The sequence below is a fragment of the Pseudomonas sp. FP603 genome, from assembly GCF_030687415.1.
Lineage (GTDB): Bacteria > Pseudomonadota > Gammaproteobacteria > Pseudomonadales > Pseudomonadaceae > Aquipseudomonas > Aquipseudomonas wuhanensis.
The window spans coordinates 567,778-591,828 of sequence record NZ_CP117431.1; the positions used below are offsets into that span (position 1 = coordinate 567,778).

General features: G+C 60.0%; 22 protein-coding genes. 11 read left to right on the forward strand and 11 right to left on the reverse strand.

What is annotated here, in order from left to right; all coding sequences use genetic code 11:
- Positions 1 to 91 precede the first annotated feature (91 nt).
- From PSH65_RS02600 to PSH65_RS02615, 4 genes are all read left to right on the forward strand, one after another.
- Positions 92 to 724, forward strand: coding sequence for a sarcosine oxidase subunit gamma (locus tag PSH65_RS02600; protein WP_305424812.1), 633 nt, complete (start codon positions 92 to 94; stop codon positions 722 to 724).
- Positions 725 to 861: 137 nt separating this feature from the next.
- The gene (gene purU / locus PSH65_RS02605; protein ID WP_305424814.1) at positions 862 to 1,719 is read left to right on the forward strand and encodes a formyltetrahydrofolate deformylase; all 858 of its coding nucleotides are present in this window, start codon (positions 862 to 864) and stop codon (positions 1,717 to 1,719) included.
- 207 nt (positions 1,720 to 1,926) lie between these two features.
- Positions 1,927 to 3,126 (forward strand): formaldehyde dehydrogenase, glutathione-independent, encoded by a 1,200-nt coding sequence (gene fdhA / locus PSH65_RS02610; protein WP_305424815.1) that lies wholly within the window; start codon positions 1,927 to 1,929, stop codon positions 3,124 to 3,126.
- Between the two features lie 242 nt (positions 3,127 to 3,368).
- The gene (locus PSH65_RS02615; RefSeq protein WP_305424816.1) at positions 3,369 to 3,995 is read left to right on the forward strand and encodes a DUF2780 domain-containing protein; all 627 of its coding nucleotides are present in this window, start codon (positions 3,369 to 3,371) and stop codon (positions 3,993 to 3,995) included.
- A 1-nt stretch (position 3,996) separates the two neighbouring features.
- Here the strand turns inward: PSH65_RS02615 and PSH65_RS02620 are convergent, their stop codons facing one another.
- The gene (locus tag PSH65_RS02620; protein WP_305424817.1) at positions 3,997 to 4,881 is read right to left on the reverse strand and encodes an acyltransferase; all 885 of its coding nucleotides are present in this window, start codon (positions 4,879 to 4,881) and stop codon (positions 3,997 to 3,999) included.
- Between the two features lie 192 nt (positions 4,882 to 5,073).
- Here PSH65_RS02620 and PSH65_RS02625 point away from each other — a divergent pair, with 192 nt between their 5' ends.
- From PSH65_RS02625 to creD, 4 genes are all read left to right on the forward strand, one after another.
- On the forward strand, positions 5,074 to 5,580 hold the full coding sequence (locus tag PSH65_RS02625) for an ATP-dependent zinc protease (protein ID WP_305424818.1): 507 nt from the start codon (positions 5,074 to 5,076) through the stop codon (positions 5,578 to 5,580).
- A 59-nt stretch (positions 5,581 to 5,639) separates the two neighbouring features.
- Positions 5,640 to 6,323, forward strand: coding sequence for a two-component system response regulator CreB (gene creB / locus PSH65_RS02630; RefSeq protein WP_305424819.1), 684 nt, complete (start codon positions 5,640 to 5,642; stop codon positions 6,321 to 6,323).
- Complete coding sequence (gene creC / locus PSH65_RS02635) at positions 6,323 to 7,741, forward strand: two-component system sensor histidine kinase CreC (RefSeq protein WP_305424820.1); 1,419 nt, start codon at positions 6,323 to 6,325, stop codon at positions 7,739 to 7,741. Before creB ends, creC begins: the two co-directional genes overlap by 1 nt.
- 203 nt (positions 7,742 to 7,944) lie before the next feature.
- Complete coding sequence (gene creD / locus PSH65_RS02640; protein WP_305424821.1) at positions 7,945 to 9,315, forward strand: cell envelope integrity protein CreD; 1,371 nt, start codon at positions 7,945 to 7,947, stop codon at positions 9,313 to 9,315.
- 210 nt (positions 9,316 to 9,525) lie between these two features.
- On the opposite strand, the gene PSH65_RS02645 is transcribed toward creD, so the two are convergent.
- The 8 genes from PSH65_RS02645 to PSH65_RS02680 all read right to left on the reverse strand — a co-directional run bounded on the left by PSH65_RS02645 (position 9,526) and on the right by PSH65_RS02680 (position 18,646).
- A complete protein-coding gene (locus PSH65_RS02645) occupies positions 9,526 to 10,155 on the reverse strand; it encodes a glutathione S-transferase (RefSeq protein ID WP_305424822.1) in 630 nt (209 codons plus the stop codon).
- Positions 10,156 to 10,224: 69 nt separating this feature from the next.
- Positions 10,225 to 10,404, reverse strand: a complete 180-nt coding sequence (locus PSH65_RS02650) for a hypothetical protein (RefSeq protein ID WP_123719606.1) — start codon at positions 10,402 to 10,404, stop codon at positions 10,225 to 10,227.
- Positions 10,401 to 11,531, reverse strand: a complete 1,131-nt coding sequence (locus tag PSH65_RS02655) for a PepSY domain-containing protein (protein ID WP_305424823.1) — start codon at positions 11,529 to 11,531, stop codon at positions 10,401 to 10,403. Before PSH65_RS02655 ends, PSH65_RS02650 begins: the two co-directional genes overlap by 4 nt.
- 72 nt (positions 11,532 to 11,603) lie before the next feature.
- A complete protein-coding gene (locus PSH65_RS02660) occupies positions 11,604 to 14,033 on the reverse strand; it encodes a TonB-dependent siderophore receptor (protein ID WP_305424824.1) in 2,430 nt (809 codons plus the stop codon).
- 233 nt (positions 14,034 to 14,266) lie between these two features.
- The gene (locus PSH65_RS02665; protein WP_305424825.1) at positions 14,267 to 15,238 is read right to left on the reverse strand and encodes a FecR domain-containing protein; all 972 of its coding nucleotides are present in this window, start codon (positions 15,236 to 15,238) and stop codon (positions 14,267 to 14,269) included.
- Positions 15,235 to 15,753: an RNA polymerase sigma factor gene (locus tag PSH65_RS02670; protein ID WP_305424826.1), complete on the reverse strand. Its 519-nt coding sequence runs from the start codon at positions 15,751 to 15,753 to the stop codon at positions 15,235 to 15,237. Before PSH65_RS02670 ends, PSH65_RS02665 begins: the two co-directional genes overlap by 4 nt.
- 248 nt (positions 15,754 to 16,001) lie before the next feature.
- Complete coding sequence (locus PSH65_RS02675; protein ID WP_217857382.1) at positions 16,002 to 16,709, reverse strand: PolC-type DNA polymerase III; 708 nt, start codon at positions 16,707 to 16,709, stop codon at positions 16,002 to 16,004.
- Positions 16,706 to 18,646, reverse strand: a complete 1,941-nt coding sequence (locus PSH65_RS02680; protein ID WP_305424828.1) for a putative nucleotidyltransferase substrate binding domain-containing protein — start codon at positions 18,644 to 18,646, stop codon at positions 16,706 to 16,708. Before PSH65_RS02680 ends, PSH65_RS02675 begins: the two co-directional genes overlap by 4 nt.
- 265 nt (positions 18,647 to 18,911) lie before the next feature.
- On the opposite strand from PSH65_RS02680, the gene PSH65_RS02685 reads away from it, so the two are divergent.
- Positions 18,912 to 19,358 carry a response regulator gene (locus PSH65_RS02685; protein WP_305424829.1) on the forward strand — a complete coding sequence of 149 codons (447 nt, stop codon included), beginning with the start codon at positions 18,912 to 18,914 and terminating at the stop codon, positions 19,356 to 19,358.
- Between the two features lie 258 nt (positions 19,359 to 19,616).
- Here the strand turns inward: PSH65_RS02685 and PSH65_RS02690 are convergent, their stop codons facing one another.
- The gene (locus PSH65_RS02690; RefSeq protein WP_305424831.1) at positions 19,617 to 21,794 is read right to left on the reverse strand and encodes a malate synthase G; all 2,178 of its coding nucleotides are present in this window, start codon (positions 21,792 to 21,794) and stop codon (positions 19,617 to 19,619) included.
- Between PSH65_RS02690 and PSH65_RS02695 the strand changes: the two genes are divergently transcribed.
- Complete coding sequence (locus PSH65_RS02695; RefSeq protein ID WP_305424832.1) at positions 21,777 to 22,043, forward strand: hypothetical protein; 267 nt, start codon at positions 21,777 to 21,779, stop codon at positions 22,041 to 22,043. The two genes, PSH65_RS02690 and PSH65_RS02695, sit on opposite strands and share 18 nt — an antisense overlap.
- A 326-nt stretch (positions 22,044 to 22,369) precedes the next feature.
- Complete coding sequence (locus PSH65_RS02700) at positions 22,370 to 22,888, forward strand: glycine cleavage system protein R (RefSeq protein WP_305424833.1); 519 nt, start codon at positions 22,370 to 22,372, stop codon at positions 22,886 to 22,888.
- 214 nt (positions 22,889 to 23,102) lie between these two features.
- Here PSH65_RS02700 and rarD read toward each other — a convergent pair whose 3' ends face one another.
- Complete coding sequence (gene rarD, locus PSH65_RS02705) at positions 23,103 to 23,990, reverse strand: EamA family transporter RarD (RefSeq protein ID WP_305424834.1); 888 nt, start codon at positions 23,988 to 23,990, stop codon at positions 23,103 to 23,105.
- Positions 23,991 to 24,051: the final 61 nt, after the last annotated feature.

Sequence of the window (24,051 nt, forward strand, 5' to 3'; positions counted from 1 at the left end):
GGACGCTCCGCGTCCCAAGAGCGGACGCAGAGCGTCCATGGCGGCATTCCCACGCAGAGCGTGGGAACGATCAACAAAAGAAAGGTGCTTTATGACCGCAGCCAATGTTTACCAACAACGCCCAACCACTGGGGCCAAGGCCGAGTCGTCGCTGCATCATGCCGACCTCGCCAGCCTGGTGGGCAAGGGTCGCAAGAACGCCGGCGTGATCGTGCGTGAGAAAAAACTCCTCGGTCACCTGACCATCCGTGGCGATGGCCACGACGCCGCGTTCGCCGCTGGTGTGCACAAGGCCCTCGGCATCGAATTGCCAGGTGCGCTGACCGTGATCATCAAAGGCGAAACCAGCCTGCAATGGATGGGGCCGGATGAATGGCTGCTGATCGTGCCGACCGGCGAAGAATTCGCCGCCGAGAAAAAGCTGCGTGAAGCACTGGGCGACCTGCACACCCAGATCGTCAACGTCAGCGGCGGCCAGCAGATCCTCGAACTCAGCGGCCCGAACGTGCGTCAGGTGCTGATGAAATCCACCAGCTACGACGTGCACCCCAACAACTTCCCGGTGGGCAAGGCTGTGGGTACCGTGTTTGCCAAGTCGCAACTGGTGATCCGCCATACCGCCGAAGACACCTGGGAACTACTGATCCGCCGCAGCTTCTCGGATTACTGGTGGTTGTGGTTGCAGGATGCGGCTGCTGAGTACGGGCTTTGCGTCCAGGCTTGACACGGATGATCGTTCCCACGCTCCGCGTGGGAATGCATCCCGGGACGCTCCGCGTCCCTTTAACAGCCGGACGCAGAGCGTCCATGGCGGCGTTCCCACGCAGAGCGTGGGAACGATCAGATAGGAGTCACCGCACTATGAGCCGCGCCCCAGACACATGGATTCTGACCGCCGATTGCCCCAGCGTCCTCGGCACCGTGGATGCGGTGACCCGCTTTCTGTTCGAGCAGGGCTGCTACGTCACCGAGCACCATTCCTTCGATGACCGGCTCTCGGGCCGTTTCTTCATTCGCGTGGAATTTCGTCAGCCCGACGGTTTCGACGAACAAGCCTTCCGCGCAGGTTTGGCCGAGCGTGGTGAAGCCTTCGGGATGATCTTCGAGCTGACCCCGCCGAACTACCGGCCCAAAGTGGTGATCATGGTCTCCAAGGCCGATCACTGCCTCAACGACTTGCTCTATCGCCAGCGCATCGGCCAGTTGTCGATGGACGTGGTTGCCGTGGTCTCCAACCACCCGGACCTCAAGCCGTTGGCCGACTGGCATCAGATTCCGTACTACCATTTCCCGCTGGACCCGAACGACAAACCGTCGCAGGAGCGTCAGGTCTGGCAGGTAATCGAAGAGGCAGGCGCCGAACTGGTGATCCTTGCCCGTTACATGCAGGTTCTGTCGCCGGAGTTGTGCCGCAAACTTGATGGCAAGGCGATCAACATTCATCACTCCCTGCTGCCGGGTTTCAAGGGTGCCAAGCCCTATCACCAGGCCTACAACAAGGGCGTGAAACTGGTTGGCGCCACGGCGCACTACATCAACAACGACCTGGACGAAGGACCGATCATCGCCCAAGGCGTGGAAGCCGTGGATCACAGTCATTACCCGGAAGATTTGATCGCCAAAGGGCGGGATATCGAAGGGCTGACGTTGGCACGGGCCGTTGGTTATCACATTGAACGACGCGTGTTTTTGAACGCCAATCGCACGGTCGTTCTTTAGATCGCCATCGCGGGCAAGCCCGCTCCCACAGTGAGCTGAGGTGTGCCCGACATTTGTGAGCGACACAAAACCCTGTGGGAGCGGGCTTGCCCGCGATGAGGTCCTGACAGACAACGCAAAAAGACACAGGCAACAACCCGAGCAATCAACGCGCCGCCGATCCATGGCGACGCGACCGCTACATAAAAACAACAGCGAGGTGAAAGCATGTCTGGTAATCGTGGTGTGGTGTATCTCGGCGCGGGCAAGGTCGAAGTACAGAAAATCGACTATCCCAAAATGCAGGACCCGCGCGGCAGGAAGATCGAGCACGGTGTCATCCTGCGCGTAGTTTCCACCAACATCTGTGGTTCCGATCAGCACATGGTGCGCGGTCGTACCACCGCTCAGACCGGTCTGGTACTGGGCCACGAGATCACCGGTGAAGTGATCGAGAAGGGCAGCGGTGTCGAGAACCTGCAGATCGGCGACCTGGTGTCGGTACCTTTCAACGTTGCCTGTGGCCGTTGCCGTTCGTGCAAAGAGCAACATACTGGCGTCTGCCTGAGCGTTAACCCGGCGCGTCCGGGCGGTGCCTATGGTTATGTCGACATGGGTGACTGGACCGGTGGCCAAGCCGAATACGCGTTTGTGCCGTATGCCGACTTCAACCTGCTGAAACTGCCGGATCGCGACCGGGCCATGGAAAAAATCCGTGACCTGACCTGCCTCTCCGACATCCTGCCCACCGGTTACCACGGCGCAGTGACTGCCGGCGTTGGCCCTGGCAGCACCGTGTACGTCGCCGGCGCCGGCCCGGTCGGTCTGGCGGCTGCCGCTTCCGCTCGCCTGCTGGGCGCTGCGGTGGTGATCATCGGTGACGTCAACCCGATCCGCCTGGCCCATGCCAAGGCTCAGGGTTTCGAAATCGCTGACTTGTCGACAGACACCCCACTGCACGAACAAATCGCTGCACTGTTGGGCGAACCGGAAGTGGACTGCGCCGTCGATGCCGTAGGCTTCGAAGCTCGCGGTCACGGCCATGCCGGCGTGAAGCACGAGGCTCCGGCCACCGTACTCAACTCGCTGATGGGCGTGGTTCGCGTCGCTGGCAAAATCGGTATTCCTGGCCTGTACGTGACTGAAGACCCGGGTGCAGTGGACGCTGCCGCGAAAATGGGCAGCCTGAGCATTCGCTTCGGCCTGGGCTGGGCCAAATCCCACAGCTTCCACACCGGCCAGACGCCAGTGATGAAGTACAACCGCCAGCTGATGCAGGCGATCATGTGGGACCGCATCAAGATTGCTGACATTGTGGGTGTGGAAGTCATCAGCCTGGATGACGCGCCACGTGGTTATGGCGAGTTCGATGCGGGCGTGCCGAAGAAGTTTGTGATCGATCCGCATAAGATGTTCAGCGCGGCGTAAGGCTTGGAGCAAGACGGAAAAAAGGGCGACAGTGATGTCGCCCTTTTTTATGGCCAGTGGGAAGGCGTAGCCGGTTCGGTCATACCGTTCATCGGTTGCGTCCCAGGGAGCACGTTTCATAGAGGCCACCTGGGGAAAAATGCCCATGCAGACGAGGAACATGCTGGCGTACATCCGGTCCAATCGGCAGTTTTGCCGCTCCCGTTACTGGGCGGTTTTTCATGGCACAAGAGGATGTCTGGATGAACGTTTCACGCGGTTTTGCACTGGCATCGCTCATGGCTGTCGCTTCGTTGACGACGCTGGCCGCCAGCCCGGCCTTTGCACAGTTCAGTCTCGTTGATGCGGCCAAGGCGGTTTCGGCGATACAGGACGACGAGGATGTCGAAGGTGTCGAGGCCGATGATGTCGATGGCATCGTGGCGGTTGCACCCAAGGCGGCCGGTTTGCTCAATACCCTGGGCTCGCAGCTCGACATTACCCCGGAACAGGCCATCGGCGGTGCTGGTGCGATGCTGGGGCTGGCGAGGAATCAGCTCAGTGGCCAGGACTTCTCCGAGCTGAGTAAAAACGTGCCGGGCCTCGCCCAGATTGCCGGTAACAGCGCCATCAGTGGTCTGAGTGGATTGGGTGGTCTGCTCGGCGCGGGTTCGGACAAGAATGCGTTGCTCGATGGTTTGTTGGGCAACGTCAAGGACACTAAGGACCTGAACAATGCCTTTAGCGCTCTGGGCATGGACACCGGGATGATCGGCATGTTTGCCCCAGTAATCCTGCAATACCTCGGCCAGCAAGGCGTCACCGGTTCGTTGCTGCAGAATCTTGGCGGAATCTGGGGCACTGGCACTGGCACCGGCATTGGCAGCTGAGTCAGCCTTCGGCGCGTAGCGCCTTGATGCGCCGGTCCTTTTCGATCCAGAGCTGGTTGACCCAGTTCTGGACCTTTTCGCGAAACGCCGGATCGTTTTCGTAATCGCCTTGCCACAGCGCCGTATCCAGTTCGCGTGTGTGGATGTCGATGATCACCCTCGGCACGTTGCCGCTGATCAAATCCCAGAATCCTGGAATCTTCTGCTGTGGATACACCACTGTCACATCGAGAACGGCATCCAGCTGTTCGCCCATCGCCGCCAGCACAAAAGCCACGCCGCCAGCCTTGGGCTTGAGCAGGTGGGTGAACGGTGACTGCTGTTGGGCACTTTTCGCCGAGGTGTACCGGGTACCTTCCAGATAATTGACCACTGTCACCGGCTGGCGCTTGTACAACTCGCAGGCTTGTTTGGTGATCTCCAGGTCCTTGCCGGCCAGCTCCGGGTTCTTTGCCAGAAACGCTTTGGTGTAGCGCTTCATGAACGGATAGTCCAACGCCCACCAGGCCAGGCCCAGGAACGGCACCCAGATCAGTTCTTTCTTGAGGAAGAACTTGAAGAACGGCGTGCGCCGGTTAAGCGTCTGGATCAGTGCCGGAATATCGACCCAGGACTGATGGTTGCCGATCACCAGATACGAGGTGTCGCGGCGCAAATCATCGCCGCCGCGGATGTCCCATTGGGTGGGAATGCACAGCCGGAAGATCAGCTTGTCGATTTCGGCCCAGGTTTCGGCAATCCACATCACCGCCCACGAGGCGTAATCGCGAAAGCGCCCGGGCAGGAGCAGTTTCAGCAGGGCGAACACCATCAAAGGCCCGAACAGCACCAGGGTGTTTAGCAACAGCAGCAGGGTAACGAAACAGCCGGTGAGCAGGCGGCGCATAAGTAACTCTTGAAAGCGTTTGGGCGCGCCATGATAAGCAGCTTCGCATGGCAGGCCAAATCGGCGGTGACGAATGTTTCACCTTTTGACCGTTAACCTCGTTGTACCGATCGTTCCCACGCGGAGCATGGGAACGATCATCCACACAACGGTCTAAAATCCCGCTGCCCACTCTTCAAGGAAGCCCCCTACGTGAAATCTCTCCTTGCACTGCTTACCCTCGTGGCCCTGCCGGTCCTGGCCGCCGAGCCGACCCTGTACGGGCGTTACGAGTACATCGCGCTGCCGGAAATCGGCGGCGAAGTCCTCAAGGCGAAAATGGACACCGGCGCCCTGACCGCGTCGCTGTCGGCCAAGGACATCGAAACCTTCACCCGCGACGGCGACGAGTGGGTGCGTTTCCGCCTCGCCACCAAAGGCGCCAGCAACAAGGTCTACGAACACAAGGTCGCGCGGATCAGCAAGATCAAAACCCGCTCCGAAGAAGACGACGATGACAAGGAAGCGATCGAGCCCACCAAGCGGCCGGTGGTCGACCTGGAATTGTGCCTGGGCAACGTCAAGCGCACCGTGGAGGTCAACCTCACCGACCGCAGCAGCTTCAATTACCCGCTGCTGATCGGCGCCAAAGCCCTGCGTGAATTCGGCGCGGCGGTGAACCCGGCGCGTCGCTTTACAGCCGACAAACCCGACTGCTGATTGACGGCGAATCAGCCTTGGGGCACCGTTCGCCCACCTAACTAGCGGGCTCGGACGGCATGCCTCATATCCTGATTGTCGAAGACGAAGCGGCGATTGCCGACACCCTGATTTTCGCCTTGCAGGGCGAGGGCTTCACCACCGCCTGGTTGAGCCTTGGCGCGGCGGCGCTTGAACATCAGCGCGCCACGCCCGCCGATCTGATCATCCTCGATATCGGCCTGCCAGACATCAGCGGCTTCGAGACCTGCAAGCAGTTGCGGCGTTTCAGCGAAGTGCCGGTGATTTTCCTCAGCGCCCGTGATGCAGAGATCGACCGCGTGGTGGGCCTGGAAATCGGCGCCGACGACTACGTGGTCAAACCGTTCAGCCCCCGGGAAGTGGCGGCGCGGGTCCGGGCGATTCTCAAGCGCATGGCGCCACGATCGGTGGCGGCGGAGGCGGCGTCAGCGCTGTTTCGCATCGACAGCGAACGGGTGCAGATCAGCTATCGCAACCAGCCGCTGAGCCTGACTCGCCATGAGTTTCGTTTGCTGCAATGCCTGCTGGAACAACCCGAGCGAGTCTTCAGCCGCGAACAATTGCTCGATGCGCTGGGTGTGGCGGCCGACGCTGGTTACGAGCGCAGCATCGACAGCCACATCAAGAGCGTGCGCGCCAAATTGCGCCTGGTGAAAGCCGACGCCGAGCCGATCCAGACCCACCGCGGCCTCGGTTACAGCTACAGTCCGGGGCACAGCTGATGCCCCTGGGGATCCGGATTTTCCTGGTCTACGTGCTGTTCATCGGCCTGACCGGTTACTTTGTGCTCAACACCGTGATGGAAGAAATCCGCCCCGGCGTGCGCCAGTCCACCGAAGAAACCCTGGTAGACACCGCCAACCTGATGGCCGAGATCCTGCGCGACGACTTCAAGGCCGGCACTCTCAGCCAGAACCGCTGGCCCGAATTGCTCAAGGCTTACGGCGAACGGCAACCGAAGGCGAATATCTGGGGAATGCCGAAGAATCAGGTCAACCACCGGATTTACGTCACTGATGCCAAGGGCATCGTGGTGCTGGATTCCAGTGGCATCGCGGTGGGCCAGGACTACTCGCGCTGGAACGATGTCTACCTGACCCTGCGTGGCGAGTACGGCGCGCGTTCGACGCGCAGCAACCCGGATGACTCGAACTCGTCGGTGATGCACGTCGGGGCACCTATTCGTGACAACGGCCAGATCATCGGCGTGGTGACGGTGGCCAAGCCTAACAGTTCGCTGCAGCCTTACGTCGATCGCACCGAGCGGCGATTGCTGATTTATGGCGCCGGGCTGATTGGCCTCGGTTTGCTGTTCGGTGCGCTGTTGTCGTGGTGGCTGAGCGCGGCGCTGCGGCGGTTGACGGCGTATGCCCAGGCGGTCAGCGAAGGTCGGCGGGTCGAGGTGCCGCATTATCGTGGCGGCGAGCTGGAGCAACTGGCCACGGCGGTGGAGCAGATGCGCACCCAGCTGGAAGGCAAAGCCTACGTCGAGCGTTATGTGCACACCCTGACCCATGAATTGAAAAGCCCGCTGGCGGCGATTCGTGGTGCGGCGGAGTTACTGCAAGGTGAGATGCCGCTGGCTCAGCAGCAGCGTTTCGTCAGCAACATCGACAGCGAAAGTGCACGCATGCAGCAGTTGATCGAACGATTGTTGAACCTGGCGCAGGTGGAACAGCGCCAAGGGCTGGAAGAGCGGGTGGCGGTGCCGTTGGCGGGTTTGGTGGAGGAGCTGTTGAGTGCGCAGGCTGCGCGAATCGAAGGCAAGCAGTTGCGTGTGGAACTGCAAATTGCAGCGGATTTGAACCTGCTTGGCGAGCCGTTTCTATTGCGCCAGGCACTGGGCAATCTGCTGGAGAATGCCTTGGACTTCACCCCGACTCATGGCGTGCTGCGATTTTGTGCTGAACGAGTCGGTGAGCAGATTGAGTTCAGGCTGTTCAACCAGGCCGAGGCGATTCCCGACTATGCATTGCCGCGCTTGAGCGAGCGTTTCTACTCACTGCCGCGTCCGGACAGTGGGCGTAAAAGTACGGGGTTGGGGCTTAACTTCGTTGAAGAGGTGGTCAAGTTGCATGGCGGGACGATGAACATTGGTAATGTCGACGGTGGGGTAGAGGTCACGTTGCACCTGCCTTAGGACCGAGTCGAGGCATTCGCGAGCAAGCCCGCTCCCACACTGGATCTTCTGTGAACACAAAAAAGGTGCCCATCGCCGATTAACTGTCGGAGCGGGCTTGCTCGCGAAAGGGCCGGCCCAGTCTCCACAAAGTCTCCACATTCCCCCCATAAAACTCCCACACACCGACTCCAGACTTTCCCCATCCAAACAGGGAGAGTCCCATGAACCGTAGCCTGACCCTAAAACTCGGGGCGATTGCCCTTTTGATTCTGTTGCTGCTGATCCCGTTGCTGATGATCAACGGCGTGATCCAGGAGCGGCAACAACTGCGAGATGGTGTGCTCGAAGACATCGCTCGCAGTTCCAGTTACAGCCAGCAATTGAGCGGCCCGCTGATGGTGGTGCCCTATCGAAAAACGGTGCGCACCTGGAAAACCAACAACAAAACCAACGAGCGTTATCAGGACGTCGGCGAGGAACGCGGGCGTTTGTATTTCCTGCCTGAGCGCTTCGAACTCGACGGCCAGGTCCAGACCGAACTGCGTGCCCGAGGTATCTACGAGGCGCGGCTGTTTCATGCCGATAATCGCATCAGCGGGCATTTTTCGGTTCCAGCACAACTGGGCATCAAGGAGGACTTCGCCGATTACCGCTTCGACCAACCGTTCCTGGCCGTCGGCATCAGCGACATACGCGGCATCGAGAATGCGCTGAAACTCGAACTCAATGACCAGAAGCTGGATTTTGTACCGGGTAGCCAGGTGGGTTGGTTGGGCGAGGGGGTGCACGTGACGCTGCCAGCATTGGACGCCAAACAGGTCACGGAACTGGCATTCGCTTTCGACTTGCGTCTGCAAGGCACCGGCCAGTTGCAGATTCTCCCGGTGGGCAAGACCAGCAAGGTTTCACTGGCCGCCAACTGGCCTCATCCCAGCTTCATCGGTAACTACCTGCCGGCCCAGCGTGAAATCACCGATCAGGGTTTCACTGCCAATTGGCAGACCTCGTTCTTCTCCACCAACCTGCAAGAGGCCTTGAGCAGTTGCGTGTCTGGCGGCCAGTGCGAGGCGTTCAGCGGTCGCAGCTTCGGCGTGAGTTTCATCGACCCGGTGGACCAGTACCTGAAAAGCGACCGGGCAATCAAATACGCGTTGCTGTTCATCGTCCTGACCTTCGCCGGTTTCTTCCTCTTCGAAGTGCTGAAAAGCCTGGCGGTACACCCGGTGCAATACGCGCTGGTGGGCGTGGCGCTGGCGTTTTTCTACCTGTTGCTGTTGTCGCTGTCCGAGCACATCGGCTTCGCCCTGGCGTATCTGCTGTCGGCGAGTGGTTGCGTGTTGTTGATCGGCTTCTATGTCTGCCATGTGCTGCGCAGCGTGCATCACGGTTTGAGTTTTTCGGCAGGATTGGCGGCGTTGTATGGCTTGCTCTATGGCTTGCTGAGTGCCGAGGATTACGCGCTGTTGATGGGCTCGCTGCTGTTGTTCGGGCTGCTGGGCGTGTTCATGGTGCTGACCCGCAAGCTGGACTGGTACGGGATCGGACAGAAAACCGCGAAGCCTTTGGCCTTTGATATTGGAGCCGTGGAATGAGCCGGTCGTTGGGGTTGCGCGAGGATCAGCGGGTGGGAGAGGTGTTGGCGACGCGGATTGCCGGGTTGTTTCCGTTGGATCCGGTGTGGTGCATTCGCGAGCAGGCTCGCTCCCACAAAAGATCTCCAGTGAACACAACGGTTATGCACACCAAAAATCAAATGTGGGAGCGAGCCTGCTCGCGATGAGGCCGGCACAGTTAGCGAGAATCTAGACCTTCGGCATCGTCGCAATCATCGAAGGCCGCTGACTCACCTCAAAGTACCACTCTGCCAACTTCGGATTCTCTTTGCGCCATTCCAGATCCGGATGGCGCAGATCCAGGTAACCCAAGGCACAGGCAACACTGATTGCCGCCACATCGAAATGGCTGGTCAGCTCGGCAATGGCGTCGGCTTCCAGTAGTGCCAGGGCGCGACGAATCTTGTCGCGCTGACTGTCGAGCCATGCATCCCAATGTTTTTCCGGCGAGCGCAGGGCCACTTCATAGCGAACCATCACTGCGGCATCCATGATCCCGTCTGCCAGAGAGGCCAGGGTCAAGCGCCGCCAGCGCGCGGAACCGTCGCGAGGGATCAGCGGATTGCCGACGTGCTGATGATCGAGATAGTCGAGGATCACCCGGCTGTCGTACAGCACATTGCCGTCGGCCAGGCGTAGTGCTGGAATCTTACCCAGCGGGTTGTCTTCGTTGAGGGCCGGGTCCGGGCTGACTGGCGTGAGCTGGCTGGCTTGCAGCGCTACGCGGTCCGTTTGACCGGTTTCGTGCAGCAGCACCATGACTTTGCGAACGAAGGGCGACGCGGGATTGTGGAACAAGGTCATGCTGGGGGCGGACATGTCGGCATCTCGATCATGGACAGTGTCGGGAGCATAGCGCTTTAGTGTTTAAGTGTGGGAGCGAGCCGTTCAGTGACGTTGCAGCAACCCGCGCAAGGCGAGGACGGCGGGGATCCCCAGCCCGAGCCAACTCAATGCATCCCACACGCCATCGCCCAGCAACGCGGCAAACAACCCTGCGGCGCTGAGCAGGGCGATGACGGTTGGCGTGGCGAAGACCTTCCAGAAATTCGACTGTCTGGGCCTCATGTCGGGCACTCCGCGTTTTCGAGCACAGGTTTCGCGATCTTGCGCCGCACCACCCACAAATAAACCCCGCTGCCGAGCACGATGATGGTCAGCACATCGAGGATCGCCCAGAGGATTTTCATCGGCATGCCGCCGTAGTCACCGAAGTGCAGCGGCTGCGACATGCCCATGGCGTCCATGTACCACGGCCGTTCGGCCACCGCCGTAACTTGCAGAGTGCTGGCGTCGATCAGTACCGGCGTCAGCAGGTGCGAAGTCAGTTGGGTGCTGCCTTTCATGAACACGGCGTAATGGTGTTCGCTGGAAAACCGTGTGCCGGGGAAAGCGATGAAGTCGGGCTGCATGCCCGGCGCGACGTCTTTGGCGATGTCGAGCAGGCGGGTCGCAGACGCCAATTGAGTCAGCGGCGGCGCCTCGCGATAAGGCGCGATCATCGCGCTCAGGCTGTCGTTGCGCCACGCGGCGATCAACAGGTCGGCGCAGGCACTGATCACGCCGGTCACGCCGACCACCAGGGCCCAGGTCAGCGTTACCACGCCGATCAGGTTATGCAGGTCAAGCCAGCGCAGACGGGTGGATTTGTCGTGGCGCACGGTGGCGAACTTCAAACGCCGCATGAACGGCAGGTACAGCACCGTTCCGGAGACAATCGCCAACACAAACAGAATCCCCATGAACGCCAGCAGCAACTTGCCCGGCAGGCCGGCGAACATGTCCACGTGCAGGCGCAGCATGACCATCATCAGCCCGCCATTGGCCGATGGCATCTCCAATGCTTCGCCGGTGCGAGCGTCAAGCATGAAGGTGTGGGACGAGTTCGGCTCGGTGCCCGCGGTGGGCGCCATGATTGCGATCACGCCATTGGGGTCTTCATCGTCGTAGCCGAAATACTGCATGACCTCGCCGGGACGATGCTTTTCAGCCGCTTGCACCAACTGCTGCAAATCCAGCTGCGGGGTATCGGCCGGCATCGATTTCAACTCGGCGGCATCGCCCAGCAGATGGTCGATCTCGTGGTGGAAGATCAACGGCAGGCCGGTGAGGGCCAGCATCAGCAGGAATACCGTGCAGATCAGGCTGGTCCAGGTGTGAACAAAGGACCAGCGGCGGATGGTTTTGCTTTTCATTTCATGGCCTTCAGAAAGACCAAAGCCGTCCTCGAAGGACGGCCTGGTCGTGGCGCGTGTCAGTTCAGGCGATTACCACTTGTACGTAGCACTGGCGACGACGCTGCGTTGGTCGCCGTAGTAGCAGTAGAAGCTGTCGCACGTGGAGATATAGTCCTTGTCGAACAGGTTGGTGGCGTTCAGTGCCAGTGATGCACCTTTCAGACTGTTATCCAGACGGCCCAAGTCGTAATGGACCGCCGCGTCGAACACCGTGTAGGCATCAGCTTTGCCCAACCAGGTATTGCCCTGGTCGCCATAAGTGTTGCCGGTGTAGCGTGCGCCGGCACCGATGCCGAAACCATCCAGCACACCGTTGTGCCAGGTGTAGTCGGCCCACACCGACGCTTGTTGATTAGGCATCAGCTGCAGGCGATTGCCCTTGAAGTCACCCTTTTGCACTTCGGATTTGGCCAGGGTGTAGGCGGCGATGACTTTCAGGTTGTCGGTGACATCGGAAACGGCTTCCAGCTCCAGGCCTTTGACCTTCACTTCGCCGGTCTGGCTGGTAATCGAGACGTTGTCCGAGTTGGTCGTGGTGACGGAGACGTTTTTCTGGGTCAGGTCATAGACCGCAGCCGTCAGCAGGGTGTTGCTGCCCGGTGGTTGGTATTTGATGCCCAGTTCCCACTGCTTGCCTTCAGTCGGCTTGAACGACTCGGTCGGCGATGCCGTGGCTTTGCTGGTCGGCTGGAACGATTCGGCGTAGGACAGGTAGGGCACGAAGCCCGAGTCGAACACATAGCTGATCGCTGCGTTACCGCTGAATTTCTTGTCCCGTTCGGTGTTGGTGGCATCACCCTTGTTGAAGAATTTGGTGCCCGTATGGACCCAGTCCTCACGACCACCGAGGGTCAGACGCCATTGGTCGAGGGCCATTTGGTCCTGGACGTACAAGCCGGTCTGGTAGGTCTTCTGGTCATAGTCATAAAACGCCGTCGAGCGTGACGGGCGAACGATTGGCTGGCCATAGATCGGGTTGTTGACGTTGGTGGTCAGGCCGTCACCGAAGATCGAGGTGTAGTTGCTGTTGGTGCGCTGGTGATCGAGGCCGATCAACAGGGTGTGGCGGATGTCGCCGGTTGCAAAGTCGCCCTGGAAGTTGTTGTCCACGGCGAACTGGCTGATGTCCTCGTCGACACTGGTGCTCGATCGGCCAACGTTGCCCTGGGCATCGACCTGGGTGAACGGGTAGGCGCCGGGGGTAAGCGCCTGGAAGGACAGGTCCGATTTGGTGTACCGCAGGTTCTGCTTGAACTGCCAGACATCGTTCAAGCGATGTTCAAAGGCGTAGCCCAGCGCGTAGTAGGTGCGGTCGTAGTATTCCCAGTCCGGGTCACCGAGGTTTTTGTGATGGGAGACCTTGCCGAGTGGCGAATGGATCTTCGTGCCTTGCACCGGCAGGAACTGGCTGGTGATGCCTGTATCGTCGCGGGTAAATTGCGTCAGCAGCGTGAACTTGGTGTCAGGGTCAATGTTCCAGGTCAGGCTCGGTGCAATGTTGTAGCGTTTGTTGTCGATGTGATCGACCTGAGTACCGCTGTCGCGCACTACACCGCTCAGGCCATAGAGAAACCGGCCTTCGTCATCGATTTTGCCGGTGCTGGCGAAGCTGATTTGACGATGGTTGTCGCTGCCATATTGCACCTGGATTTCATGGCTCGACTCGGCGCTGGGGCGACGGCTGACCATGTCCAGCAAGCCGCCTGGCGGGGTCTGGCCGTAAACCGATGAGGCCGGGCCGCGCAGCAGGGCGAGGCGATCGAGGTTCCAGGTTTCCTGTTTCGGGTTGGCGTACACGCCTTTTGGCAGTGGCAGGCCATCGAGGAATTGCGTCGGTTCGAAACCACGCACGAGCAACCAGTCGGCGCGGGTGTCGCTGCCGTAGCTGCTGGCGACGATGCCTGGCATGTAGCGCACGGCGTCATCGAGGTTTTGCACACCGCGATCTTCCATTTGCTGGCGAGTGGCGACGGAAATCGAACGCGGCGCTTCGACCAGCGCGGTGTCGGTCTTGGTGCCAGCAGCGGTGCGCGTGGCAACGTAACCTTCGACCGGGCCCCAGGCTGTTTCCGCATTTTCCAGGCCAATGACGGCGGTTTCCGGCAATGCCATCACGCCTTCGGGCACGGCCACCAGGCTGTAGGTGCCGGTGCTGCTTTGTTCCAGTTGCAGGCCGGTGCCGCGCAAGGCTTCACGCAGAGCGCCAGTGGCGTCGAACTGGCCCTTCACCGGGGCCGAGGTCTTGCCCGCCGCCAGCGACGGATTCAACGACAACGCCAAACCGGCCTGGCTGGCGATCTGGTTCAGGGTGCTGGCCAATGGCGCAGCCGGCAGGTTGTAGGCGCGGACGCTGGACGCCTGTTCGGCGGCAATCAGTGGGCTGCTGGCCAAAGGGGCGCAAAGGGCAATGGCGACCGCCAGCAAACGGGGGCGCAACACGGTGTCTAGCGAACGGGACATACAGCGGCTCCTGAATGGAAATATTTCTCAATTGCCTAGGTGCCGGACGAGAATTCAAAAGTGATAGGGCGAGATGAAAATAATTTCGATTCATCAATTGCGGTGAGGCAGATGGTCCCATCGCGGGCAAGCCACGCTCCACAGGTTTTGTGTCGAGCGGGAATTCTGTGAACGACACAAAACCTGTGGGAGCGGGCTTGCCCGCGATGGCGGCGGATCAGGCGCAGCACCTTTTAGCGCTTGGCGTCAGCCTTCGCGACCGTTACCCACCATGGCGTGTGTTGTTCGATCTGCACCGGCAGGGTCGGTAAAAGTGCACTCAGTGCCTTGTCGGTATCGTTCAGGGGGAAGCTGCCGGTGATGCGCAGGTTGGCGACCTCTGGTGTCACGCCAAGATGCCCGCGACGATAGCGGCCGAGCTCCTGGACCAGATCTTCCAGCCGCGCGTTGTCCACCACCAGCATGCCGCGGGTCCAGGCGTCGGCGCCGAGGTTGAGGGCGATGATCGGGCCCAGGCCATTGCTGCGCATCAGCACTTGCTGGCCTTCGCGCAGGATCTGTTCCTCGGGGCTCGATTCGGGATGGGCGGCTACCGCTGACTTCAATACGCTCAGGCGCGTGCCTTCGTCTTCACGCTTGACCAGGAACCGTGTCCCGAGTGCGCGCATGCTGCCTTCGCGGGTCTCGACGATAAACGGCCGGGCATCGCCATGGCCGGTTTCAACGAGGATCTCCCCTTCCTGAAGGACGATCAGTCGCTGCTTCTCATCGAAGCGCACATCCACTGCGCTGTGGGTGTTGAGGTTGATCAGCGTGCCGTCGGTCAGGCGTAGAGTGCGCTGCTCGCCGGTGGCAGTGCGCTGGTCGGCCAGCCAATAGTCGATGGGCAGATAACGATCACCGGCGAACAGCGCCAGGCCGATCACCGCCACGATGCTGGCCAGACCGCTGCCGAGCTTGCGCACCCGTCGCCGAATGCTTTCGCGCGATTGCAGCAAGGCGGTGCGGGCCGGACCGTTGGCGACGCTGAAACGTTGGTCGAGCATGCCCAACTGACGCCAGGCCCGAGCATGTTCTTCGTGGGCGGCGTGCCATTTGGCGAACGCTTCGCGCTCGACCGCGTTGCCGGAATCCAGCGACAGTTGCCAGGCAATCGCGGCATCCAGCACCTGCACCGACACGGGTTTGGAGTTGACCGGGCTCATACTGGCTCACCGTACAACGCGATGTAGCACTGACGAATACCCTGCGCCAGGTATTGGCGAACCCGCGGCACTGATACGCCCAGACGCTGAGCGATTTCGGCGTGACCGAGGCCATCGAGACGATTATAGAGAAACGCCGCCCGGGCCTTGCTCGAGAGCTTGCCCAGCAGGCGATCGATGGCTTTGAGGTCTTCGAGGATCAGTTGCTGTTCTTCCACCGACGGTTGTTCGCCTTCGGGGATCAGCATCAACTCGGAGAGGTAGGCCTGTTCCAGCGCGGCGCGGCGGAAGTAGTCGAACAGCAGGCCCTTGGCGATCGCCACCAAAAATGCCCGGGGTTCACGAGGCGCCTTCAGTTCATTACGGCCCAGCAAGCGCACGAAGGTGTCCTGGCTCAGGTCTTCGGCCCGTTGCGGGCAGGCCACGTTGCGCCGCAGCCAGGCCAATAGCCAACCGCGATGGTCGCGATACAACGCACCAACGAGCTCACTGTGAGGGCTTTGGACTGACGACACGCAACATCACCGAATGGGAAGTGTTAAGTAACGAGAATTGTTCGCGATTGTGGCAGAGGCGGGGGAGGTAAGCAATTGGCGCTGGTCGGGTGGTTTTTGCGGGGGGAATATCCAGTCGGACCGAGTGATCGTTCATCGCGGGCAAGCCACGCTCCCACAGGTTTTGCGTCGTTTGCGAAATCGGCAGACGAAACAAAACCTGTGGGAGCGTGGCTTGCCCGCGATGGGCCCGAACAGTCACCGAAGATCTAGAACGAAGGCGCTTGCCGCCGCCGCTTCCACTGACTCAACCGCTGCTGCAAATTCAACGGGCTATGAATCTGCTGCTGCCGCGCCCGGCTGAACAAAATCAGCACCAGCTCCGCCGTCGCCAAGGCATCGGCACTGGCGTTGTGCCGTTCGAAGACCTCCAGCTTGAACCAGTCGATCCACTCGTCCAGCCCGGCCTCGCGAAAATGCGCCTGCGGGCACAGCAGTGGCGCGATGTCCGCCACATCCAGAAACGGATGCTGCAACTTGTAGCCCAGATGTTCTTTCAGTGCGCGCCCCAACATGTGCTGATCGAACGGCGCATGAAACGCCAACACTGGACTGTCGCCGACGAATTCCATGAATTCGAGCAGGGCCTGCGCGGGGTCGCTGCCGGCGGCAATGGCGCTCGGGCCCAGGCCGTGAATCAACACGCTGGGGCCGAGTTTGAGTTCGGTGCATTGCAGCGTGCGTTCGAATTGCTGGCTGAAATCGATCGCCCCGTCCTCGATCACCACCGCGCCGATGGACAATAGTCGGTCCTTATTCAGGTTCAGCCCGGTGGTTTCCAGGTCGAGCACCACCCAGCGCTGCTCGCGCAGGCTGCAATCGCCGAGCTCGGCCACGGCAGGCAAGCGCTCCAGACGTTGTTGCAGTTCGCCGGGCAAAATGGGGTTTACCGGCCGCAGCCATGAAAACAGGCTCATAACTGATACCGCAGGGTCAGGCTGCTTTGCAGGCGTTGGGCCTGGCGCAGGGATTCACGCAGGATGCGTCGGTCCAGATGATTGAGGCTGTCAGGATCGACGCGGTTGGAGTAGGGCAAATTCTCGCGAGTCTGTAGCTGATGTTGCTGCATGCGGGTTTGCTGGATGAAGTGATACGCCTCTTCGTACGCCGCGCCGTCTAGCCGTTCGATGACCTCTTTGGCCACCAATTGACGAAAGCGCTCCAGGGTATTGTTGGTGTCGATGCCGTGGGCCAGGGCTAGCACTCGAGCGCCATCGACGAAAGGGGTCAAGCCCTGGAGCTTCAGGTCGAGGGTGGCTTTCTCGCCATTCTTGCGCGCCAGCACGAATTCGCGGAAACGGCCCACGGGCGGGCGGTTGCGAAGGGCGTTTTCGGCCATCATCCGCTGGAACAACCGGTTGTCGCCGACCTGATCGAGAATGCCCTGGCGCAGCTGCTCGCAGCCTCGCTCGTCGCCCCAGACCACGCGCAGATCGAAATAGATGCTCGACCCCAACAGGTTTTCCGGTGTCGCCTCACGGATAAACGCCGCAAAGCGTCGCGCCCATTCGGCCCGGGACAAACACAGCTCGGGGTTGCCGGCCATGATGTTGCCCTTGCACAAGGTGAAGCCGCATAGCGCCAGGTTCTGATTGATCTGCTGGGCGATGGGCAGCAACTTGCCGCGAATCTCGGCGGCGTGGGCCGCGTCGCGGGCTTCGAACAGAATGCCGTTGTCCTGATCGGTGTGCAGCGTCTGCTCGCGGCGGCCTTCGCTGCCGAAACACAGCCAACTGAACGGCACGCCAGGGTCACCCTTCTCAGCGAGCACCAGTTCGATCACCCGGCACACGGTGTGGTCGTTGAGCAGGGTGATGATGTGGGTGATCTGGGTCGAGGACGCGCCGTGGGCCAGCATCCGCTCCACCAATTGACCGATTTCGCCGCGCATCGCCATCAGATTTTCCAGCTTCTGGGCGCTGCGAATAGTCCGCGCCAGATGCACCAGATCGACCCTTTGCAGGGAAAACAGGTCGCGTTCCGAGACCACGCCGCACAGGCGCTGGTCCTTGACCAGACAGACATGGGCGATGTGCCGCTCGGTCATGGCAATCGCGGCGTCGAAGGCGCTGTGGTCCGGCGTCAGGTAAAACGGTGCCCGGGTCATGTGCCGTTCGATGGCCTCATTGAAGTCGCTGGTGCCGTTGGCCACCACATGTCGCAAGTCGCGCAGGGTGAAAATGCCCAGCGGCGCCTTTTGCTCATCGACCACCACAATGCTGCCGACTTGCTGATCGTGCATCAGCGTCACGGCTTCACGCAGAGGGGTGATAGGGCTGCAGGTCACCGGGTGACGCATGGCCAGTTCGCCCAGCCGGGTATTGAGCGAGTACTGGGTGCCAAGGGTTTCCACGGCTTTTTGCTGGACTTGCTGGTTGACCTGATCCAGCAAACTGCTGACGCCGCGTAGGGCAAAGTCGCGAAACGGGCTGGAAAGTGCGAACAGTTTGATGAACGCCAGCTTATTCAGCTGTAGGCAAAAGGTATCTTCGGCCGCCAGATGTTCGGTGCGAGTCGCCCGTTCCCCCAGTAGCGCGGCGAGGGGGAAACACTCGCCGGTGGTGATTTCGAAGGTGGTTTCGGTCCCGCCCTTGGCCGTGTGCGGACGTTCGCCCACGACACGGCCCTGTTTGACGATGTAGAAATGCTCAACCGGGCCATCGGCAGGTTTGATGATGCTCTCGCCGGGGGCATAAAAACGCAGCTGACATTGCTCGACCAGATAGGCCAGGTGGGCATTTTCCATCTGATTGAACGGCGGGAAGCGCTGGAGGAATTGCAAAGTGCCCTGGATGTTCTGCAACACCGCGGTTTTCCCTGCCTGGGTGAAGGCGTCCGCTTTACTCATAACCATTACCGCAGTCTTTTTCTGATTGTTGTGTCGGATCGTTGTGTCAGATCGTTACAGGCATGGTCGGCCCCTGCGGGCAGGGTGCCCATTGGACGTAAGTCTAGGTAGGCAGTGCGGCTGCCGTAATATGGGAAATGTCTGACACAATTGCGGGAAAAACCTCCTACATTGTCTATTGGAAATGTTTCCGACGAAGTGCACATTGAAGCTCTGCTAGGCGATGTCTGACCACTGTGCCGGGGATCGAATCGAAAACGTTGAGAAAGCCATGTCCGACCACGATATTTTGAGTGATGCCGAGCGCGAAGCGCTCAGTGCCGTCATGCTGGAACCAGACTTGCCGCCACAGCGGGTTCTGGTCGTCGATGACGATAAGGACTCCAGGGAATTGCTGTCGGAAATTCTGGGGCTGGATGGCATTCACTGCATGACGGCGGCCAGCGGCGAAACCGCACTCAAAATGCTTGAGACCAAACCATCGATCGGCCTTGTGATTACCGATCTGCGGATGGGGCACGTCGATGGCCTGGAACTGATCCGTCTGGTGCGGGAATCGCCACGCGCGGCGTTGCCGATCATCATCGTTTCCGGCGATGCTGACGTTAAGGATGCGATCGAAGCCATGCATTTGCACGTCGTGGACTTTTTGCTCAAGCCCATCAATAGCGAAAAATTGCTTGAGTTGGTCAAGCATGAGCTGGGGATGGATGTGTAGCGCGGACTTCCAGGTTGGCAGCTTTTGTGGCGAGGGAGCTTGCTCCCGCTGGGTTGCGAAGCAGCCCCAATCCCAATGTTGATACACCGGATTTACGACTGCTGCGCAGTCGAGCGGGAGCAAGCTCCCTCGCCACAGGGGACCGCAGCGTGTCTCTTCCTGAAACAGGTGTGAACCTATTTCAGGAAGAGACAGCGTAAATGAAAAAGCCCTGATCTTTTCGATCAGGGCTTTTTCACGTCCAGCGTCAGCGTTTACTCAAAGGCCATTGGCAGCCTTGAACTCGCGACGACGACGGTGCAGCACCGGCTCGGTGTAGCCGTTCGGCTGTTTGGTGCCTTCGACCACTAGTTCGACCGCCGCCTGGAAGGCGATGTTGCTGTCGAAGTTCGGTGCCAGCGGGCGGTACAGCGGATCGTTGGCGTTCTGACGGTCAACCACTGGCGCCATGCGCTTGAGGCTTTCCATCACCTGATCTTTAGTGACGATGCCGTGGCGCAGCCAGTTGGCGATGTGCTGGCTGGAAATACGCAGCGTCGCACGATCTTCCATCAGGCCGACATCATTGATATCCGGCACTTTCGAACAACCCACGCCCTGGTCGATCCAGCGCACCACGTAGCCAAGAATGCCCTGGGCGTTGTTGTCCAGTTCGTTCTTGATCTGCTCCGTGGTCCAGTCTGGATTGACGGCCAACGGGATGGTCAGGATGTCGTCCACCGAAGCGCGAGCACGTTTGGCCAGTTCGGCCTGACGGGCGAATACATCGACCTTGTGATAGTGCAACGCGTGCAACGCGGCGGCGGTCGGCGATGGAACCCAAGCGGTGTTGGCACCAGCCATCGGGTGAGCGATTTTCTGTTCGAGCATCGCTGCCATCAGGTCCGGCATGGCCCACATGCCTTTACCGATCTGGGCACGACCTTGCAGGCCAGTGCTCAGGCCAATGTCGACGTTCCAGTTCTCGTAGGCGCTGATCCATTTTTCAGCCTTCATGTCGGCCTTGCGCACCATCGGGCCGGCTTCCATGGAGGTGTGGATTTCGTCGCCCGTGCGGTCGAGGAAGCCAGTGTTGATGAACACCACGCGTTCGGCGGCAGCCTTGATGCAGGCCTTGAGGTTGACCGTGGTACGGCGCTCCTCGTCCATGATCCCGACCTTGAGCGTGTTGCGCGGCAAGTCGAGGACGTCTTCGAGGCGACCGAACAGCTCGTTGGTGAACGCAGCTTCTTCCGGGCCGTGCATCTTCGGCTTCACGATATAGACCGAGCCAGTGCGGCTGTTCTTGCGCGAGCTATTGCCGTTGAGGCTGTGGATCGCCGCGAGGCACGTCACCAGGCCATCGAGGATACCTTCCGGCACTTCGTTGCCGTCTTTATCGAGGATCGCATCGATGGTCATCAGGTGACCGACGTTGCGCACGAACAACAGTGAGCGACCGTGCAGGCTCAGTTCGCTGCCATCGAGAGCGGTGTAAGTGCGGTCGGCGTTCATGGTGCGGGTAAAGGTCTGACCGCCCTTGGAGACTTCTTCCGACAGGTCGCCCTTCATCAGGCCGAGCCAGTTGCGGTAGATCACCACTTTGTCATCGGCATCGACTGCGGCGACCGAGTCTTCGCAGTCCATGATGGTGGTCAGCGCAGCTTCCATCAGGATGTCTTTGACACCGGCCGCATCGGTCTGGCCGACCGGGGTGCTGGCGTCGATCTGGATTTCGAAGTGCAGGCCGTTGTTCTTCAGCAGGATCGCGGTGGGGGCGGCTGCATCGCCGTGGAAACCGATCAGTTGGGCATCGTTGTGCAAGCCGGTGTTGCTGCCGCCTTTGAGGCCGACGATCAGTTTGCCGTCAACGATCTTGTAGCCGGTGGAGTCGACGTGGGAGCCGGCAGCCAATGGCGCGGCTTCGTCGAGGAAGGCGCGGGCGAAGGCGATGACCTTGTCGCCGCGAACCTTGTTGTAGCCTTTGCCCTTTTCCGCGCCGTCCGCTTCGCTGATGGCGTCGGTGCCGTAGAGCGCGTCATACAGCGAACCCCAGCGGGCGTTCGAGGCGTTGAGCGCGAAGCGCGCGTTCATCACCGGTACCACCAGTTGTGGACCGGCCATGCGGGCGATTTCGTCATCGACGTTTTGTGTCGTTGCCTGGAAATCAGCCGCTTCTGGCAGCAGATAACCGATGTCTTGCAGGAAGGCTTTGTAGGCCACCGCATCGTGCGCAACACCTGCACGAGCCTGGTGCCAGGCATCGATACGTGCCTGGAAATCATCGCGTTTGGCGAGTAGGGCTTTGTTCTTCGGCGCCAGGTCATGGATGACCTTGTCGGCACCGGCCCAGAACGTGTCGGCGGTGAGGCCGGTACCGGGAATGGCTTCGTTGTTCACGAAGTCGAACAGGACTTTGGCGACCTGCAGGCCACCGACTTGAACGTGTTCAGTCATTGCTTGCCTCACTCTGCTCAGCTATTTCGCTTTTCAGCTCTTCAATTTAACAATGAAGCCTCTGGCCATTTAAACCACAAACCCTTCTACCAGTACATGCCATTGCTGGCGGCTGGGTTCGATCCGATCAACGGCTTTGCGGCCTTGCTGACAGGGCTTTCAGGGGTTGCGACGGCACCTGCGGCAGACATCGATCCAGCGTTATGTAGTGCGCGCTGCGGCATACTACATGATGAATTGCGGTTGTGAAAATTAGACTAATTACGTCGTTCTGCGACCCCATGACGCATTGCGGTCATGCCGGGGAACGGGATGTTCTCAAAAAACTATTGGATTGTTCCAGTTAAATATAAAAACTTGTACACGATTTATGGTTTTGCGGAATTCTGGTGGTGCCCCATTCGCGGGCAGGTTGAGGTAATCCACAATCATTGGAACGACGGGAACCAAGGAGCGAGGCTTGCCCGCGAAGGGGCCGGTCGATTCAACACACAATCGAATCTACTCCAGGCACCCATCAACCCTTGCCTATACTTGTTTTTCTATAACAAAAGTCATGACCAGAGGGCTGCGCCATGGACCATCTCGTACTCACTGTAATTGCGCCAGACAAGCCCGGGCAGGTCGAGCGCATTGCTCAATGCATTGCCGAGCACGGCGGTAACTGGCTGGAGAGCCGCATGTCGCGCATGGCCGGGCAGTTCGCCGGGATTCTTCGGGTGGGTGTGCCGGCCGAGGCCTACGACGAACTGGTAGACGCCCTGCAAGGATTGTCGGTTCAAGGGATCCGCGTGCTGATCGCCGAAAGCGGCATCGAACAGTCCTGCACCTGGAAGCCGATTGCCATGGAACTGGTGGGCAATGATCGTCCGGGCATTGTGCGAGATATTACGCGTCTGCTGAGTGAGCAGGGCGTGAACCTGGAGCAGTTGGTGACCGAAGTTCGACCGGCGCCGATGAGCAGCGAGCCGCTATTCCATGCCGAGGCGATTCTTGCGGTGCCACTGACCTTGTCGCTGGAGGTGCTGCAATCGCGCCTGGAAACCCTGGCGGACGACCTGATGGTCGAATTGGTACTGCGCAGCGAACCCTGAAAGGTTATCCAAGTTATACGTGCACCTGCCTGTGGATAACCTGTAGAGACCCCTCGCCAGACCACGTCGGCCGTGGCTCTGCAGGACCTGATCAAAAAACCAGCAGTTTCAGTGACTTGCGCACAAACGCCGGGGATCACGCTGTGGATAACCTTGGGAAGGATGGATGCAGGCCACGGGAGGCGTGGCCTGTAGAGATTTGTACGTTTTCTGATCAGCTGCGGCGGCGCAGACTTATCCACGCGTCGACGCTATAAACCGCCAGACCGGCCCAGATAAAGATGAACGCCACCAGCGTGCTGGACGACAAGTGCTCGCCAAACAGCAGAACGGCTTGCAACAACACCAGCGTCGGCGCCAGGTACTGGAGAAACCCGAGGGTGGTGTAGGGCAAATGCCGAGCGGCGGCGTTGAAACACACCAGCGGCACCAGCGTCACGGGACCTGCAGCCACCAGCCACCAGGCTTCAGAGGTGGTCCAGAATTCGGCTTGCGCGCTGGTCGCCGTCGGATTGAACAGCAACCAGGCGACAGCAATCGGCACCAGCATCCAGGTTTCCACCACCAGCCCCGGTAGCGCCTTGACCGGTGCCTGCTTGCGGATCAATCCGTAGAAGCCGAAGGTCAATGCCAGTACCAGCGACACCCACGGCAGACTGCCGACTTGCCACACTTGCTGCGCAACACCGACCGCTGCCAGGCCAACCGCGATCCATTGCATGCGCCGCAGCCGTTCGCCGAGGATCAGCATTCCCAGCAGCACGTTTACTAGCGGGTTGATGTAATAACCGAGGCTGGCTTCGAGCATGCGTCCGTTATTCACCGACCAGACGTAGGTCAGCCAGTTGGCGGCGATCAACGTCCCGCTCAGGGCCAGGATTGCCAGCCGTCGCGGGTTATCACGCAACTCACGCCACCAGCGGGGATGTTTCCAGACGAGCAGCAGCAAAGCGCCGAACAGCGCGGACCACAGCACTCGGTGGATGATGATCTCCACGGCGGGCACGCTGGCAATAGCTTTGAAGTAAAGCGGGAACAGTCCCCAGATGATGTAGGCACTCAGGCCCAGGATGTACCCGCGACGCGGGTTGGCGGCTTGCATGAGAATCCTTGCTTAGGCAGCTAACAAAGAGGGGATTGTATAGATGTGTGGTGACTTTTGT

Bases quoted from the DNA above. Each gene is read 5' to 3' on its own strand.
- PSH65_RS02660 (WP_305424824.1), bottom strand. From the start codon at position 14,033: ATGTCCCGTTCGCTAGACACCGTGTTGCGCCCCCGTTTGCTGGCGGTC.
- PSH65_RS02600 (WP_305424812.1), top strand. From the start codon at position 92: ATGACCGCAGCCAATGTTTACCAACAACGCCCAACCACTGGGGCCAAG.
- PSH65_RS02685 (WP_305424829.1), top strand. From the start codon at position 18,912: ATGTCCGACCACGATATTTTGAGTGATGCCGAGCGCGAAGCGCTCAGT.
- PSH65_RS02615 (WP_305424816.1), top strand. From the start codon at position 3,369: ATGAACGTTTCACGCGGTTTTGCACTGGCATCGCTCATGGCTGTCGCT.
- PSH65_RS02675 (WP_217857382.1), bottom strand. From the start codon at position 16,709: ATGAGCCTGTTTTCATGGCTGCGGCCGGTAAACCCCATTTTGCCCGGC.
- PSH65_RS02650 (WP_123719606.1), bottom strand. From the start codon at position 10,404: ATGAGGCCCAGACAGTCGAATTTCTGGAAGGTCTTCGCCACGCCAACC.
- rarD (WP_305424834.1), bottom strand. From the start codon at position 23,990: ATGCAAGCCGCCAACCCGCGTCGCGGGTACATCCTGGGCCTGAGTGCC.
- PSH65_RS02700 (WP_305424833.1), top strand. From the start codon at position 22,370: ATGGACCATCTCGTACTCACTGTAATTGCGCCAGACAAGCCCGGGCAG.
- PSH65_RS02680 (WP_305424828.1), bottom strand. From the start codon at position 18,646: ATGGTTATGAGTAAAGCGGACGCCTTCACCCAGGCAGGGAAAACCGCG.
- creB (WP_305424819.1), top strand. From the start codon at position 5,640: ATGCCTCATATCCTGATTGTCGAAGACGAAGCGGCGATTGCCGACACC.
- creD (WP_305424821.1), top strand. From the start codon at position 7,945: ATGAACCGTAGCCTGACCCTAAAACTCGGGGCGATTGCCCTTTTGATT.
- PSH65_RS02665 (WP_305424825.1), bottom strand. From the start codon at position 15,238: ATGAGCCCGGTCAACTCCAAACCCGTGTCGGTGCAGGTGCTGGATGCC.
- PSH65_RS02690 (WP_305424831.1), bottom strand. From the start codon at position 21,794: ATGACTGAACACGTTCAAGTCGGTGGCCTGCAGGTCGCCAAAGTCCTG.
- PSH65_RS02645 (WP_305424822.1), bottom strand. From the start codon at position 10,155: ATGTCCGCCCCCAGCATGACCTTGTTCCACAATCCCGCGTCGCCCTTC.
- PSH65_RS02620 (WP_305424817.1), bottom strand. From the start codon at position 4,881: ATGCGCCGCCTGCTCACCGGCTGTTTCGTTACCCTGCTGCTGTTGCTA.
- creC (WP_305424820.1), top strand. From the start codon at position 6,323: ATGCCCCTGGGGATCCGGATTTTCCTGGTCTACGTGCTGTTCATCGGC.
- purU (WP_305424814.1), top strand. From the start codon at position 862: ATGAGCCGCGCCCCAGACACATGGATTCTGACCGCCGATTGCCCCAGC.
- fdhA (WP_305424815.1), top strand. From the start codon at position 1,927: ATGTCTGGTAATCGTGGTGTGGTGTATCTCGGCGCGGGCAAGGTCGAA.
- PSH65_RS02655 (WP_305424823.1), bottom strand. From the start codon at position 11,531: ATGAAAAGCAAAACCATCCGCCGCTGGTCCTTTGTTCACACCTGGACC.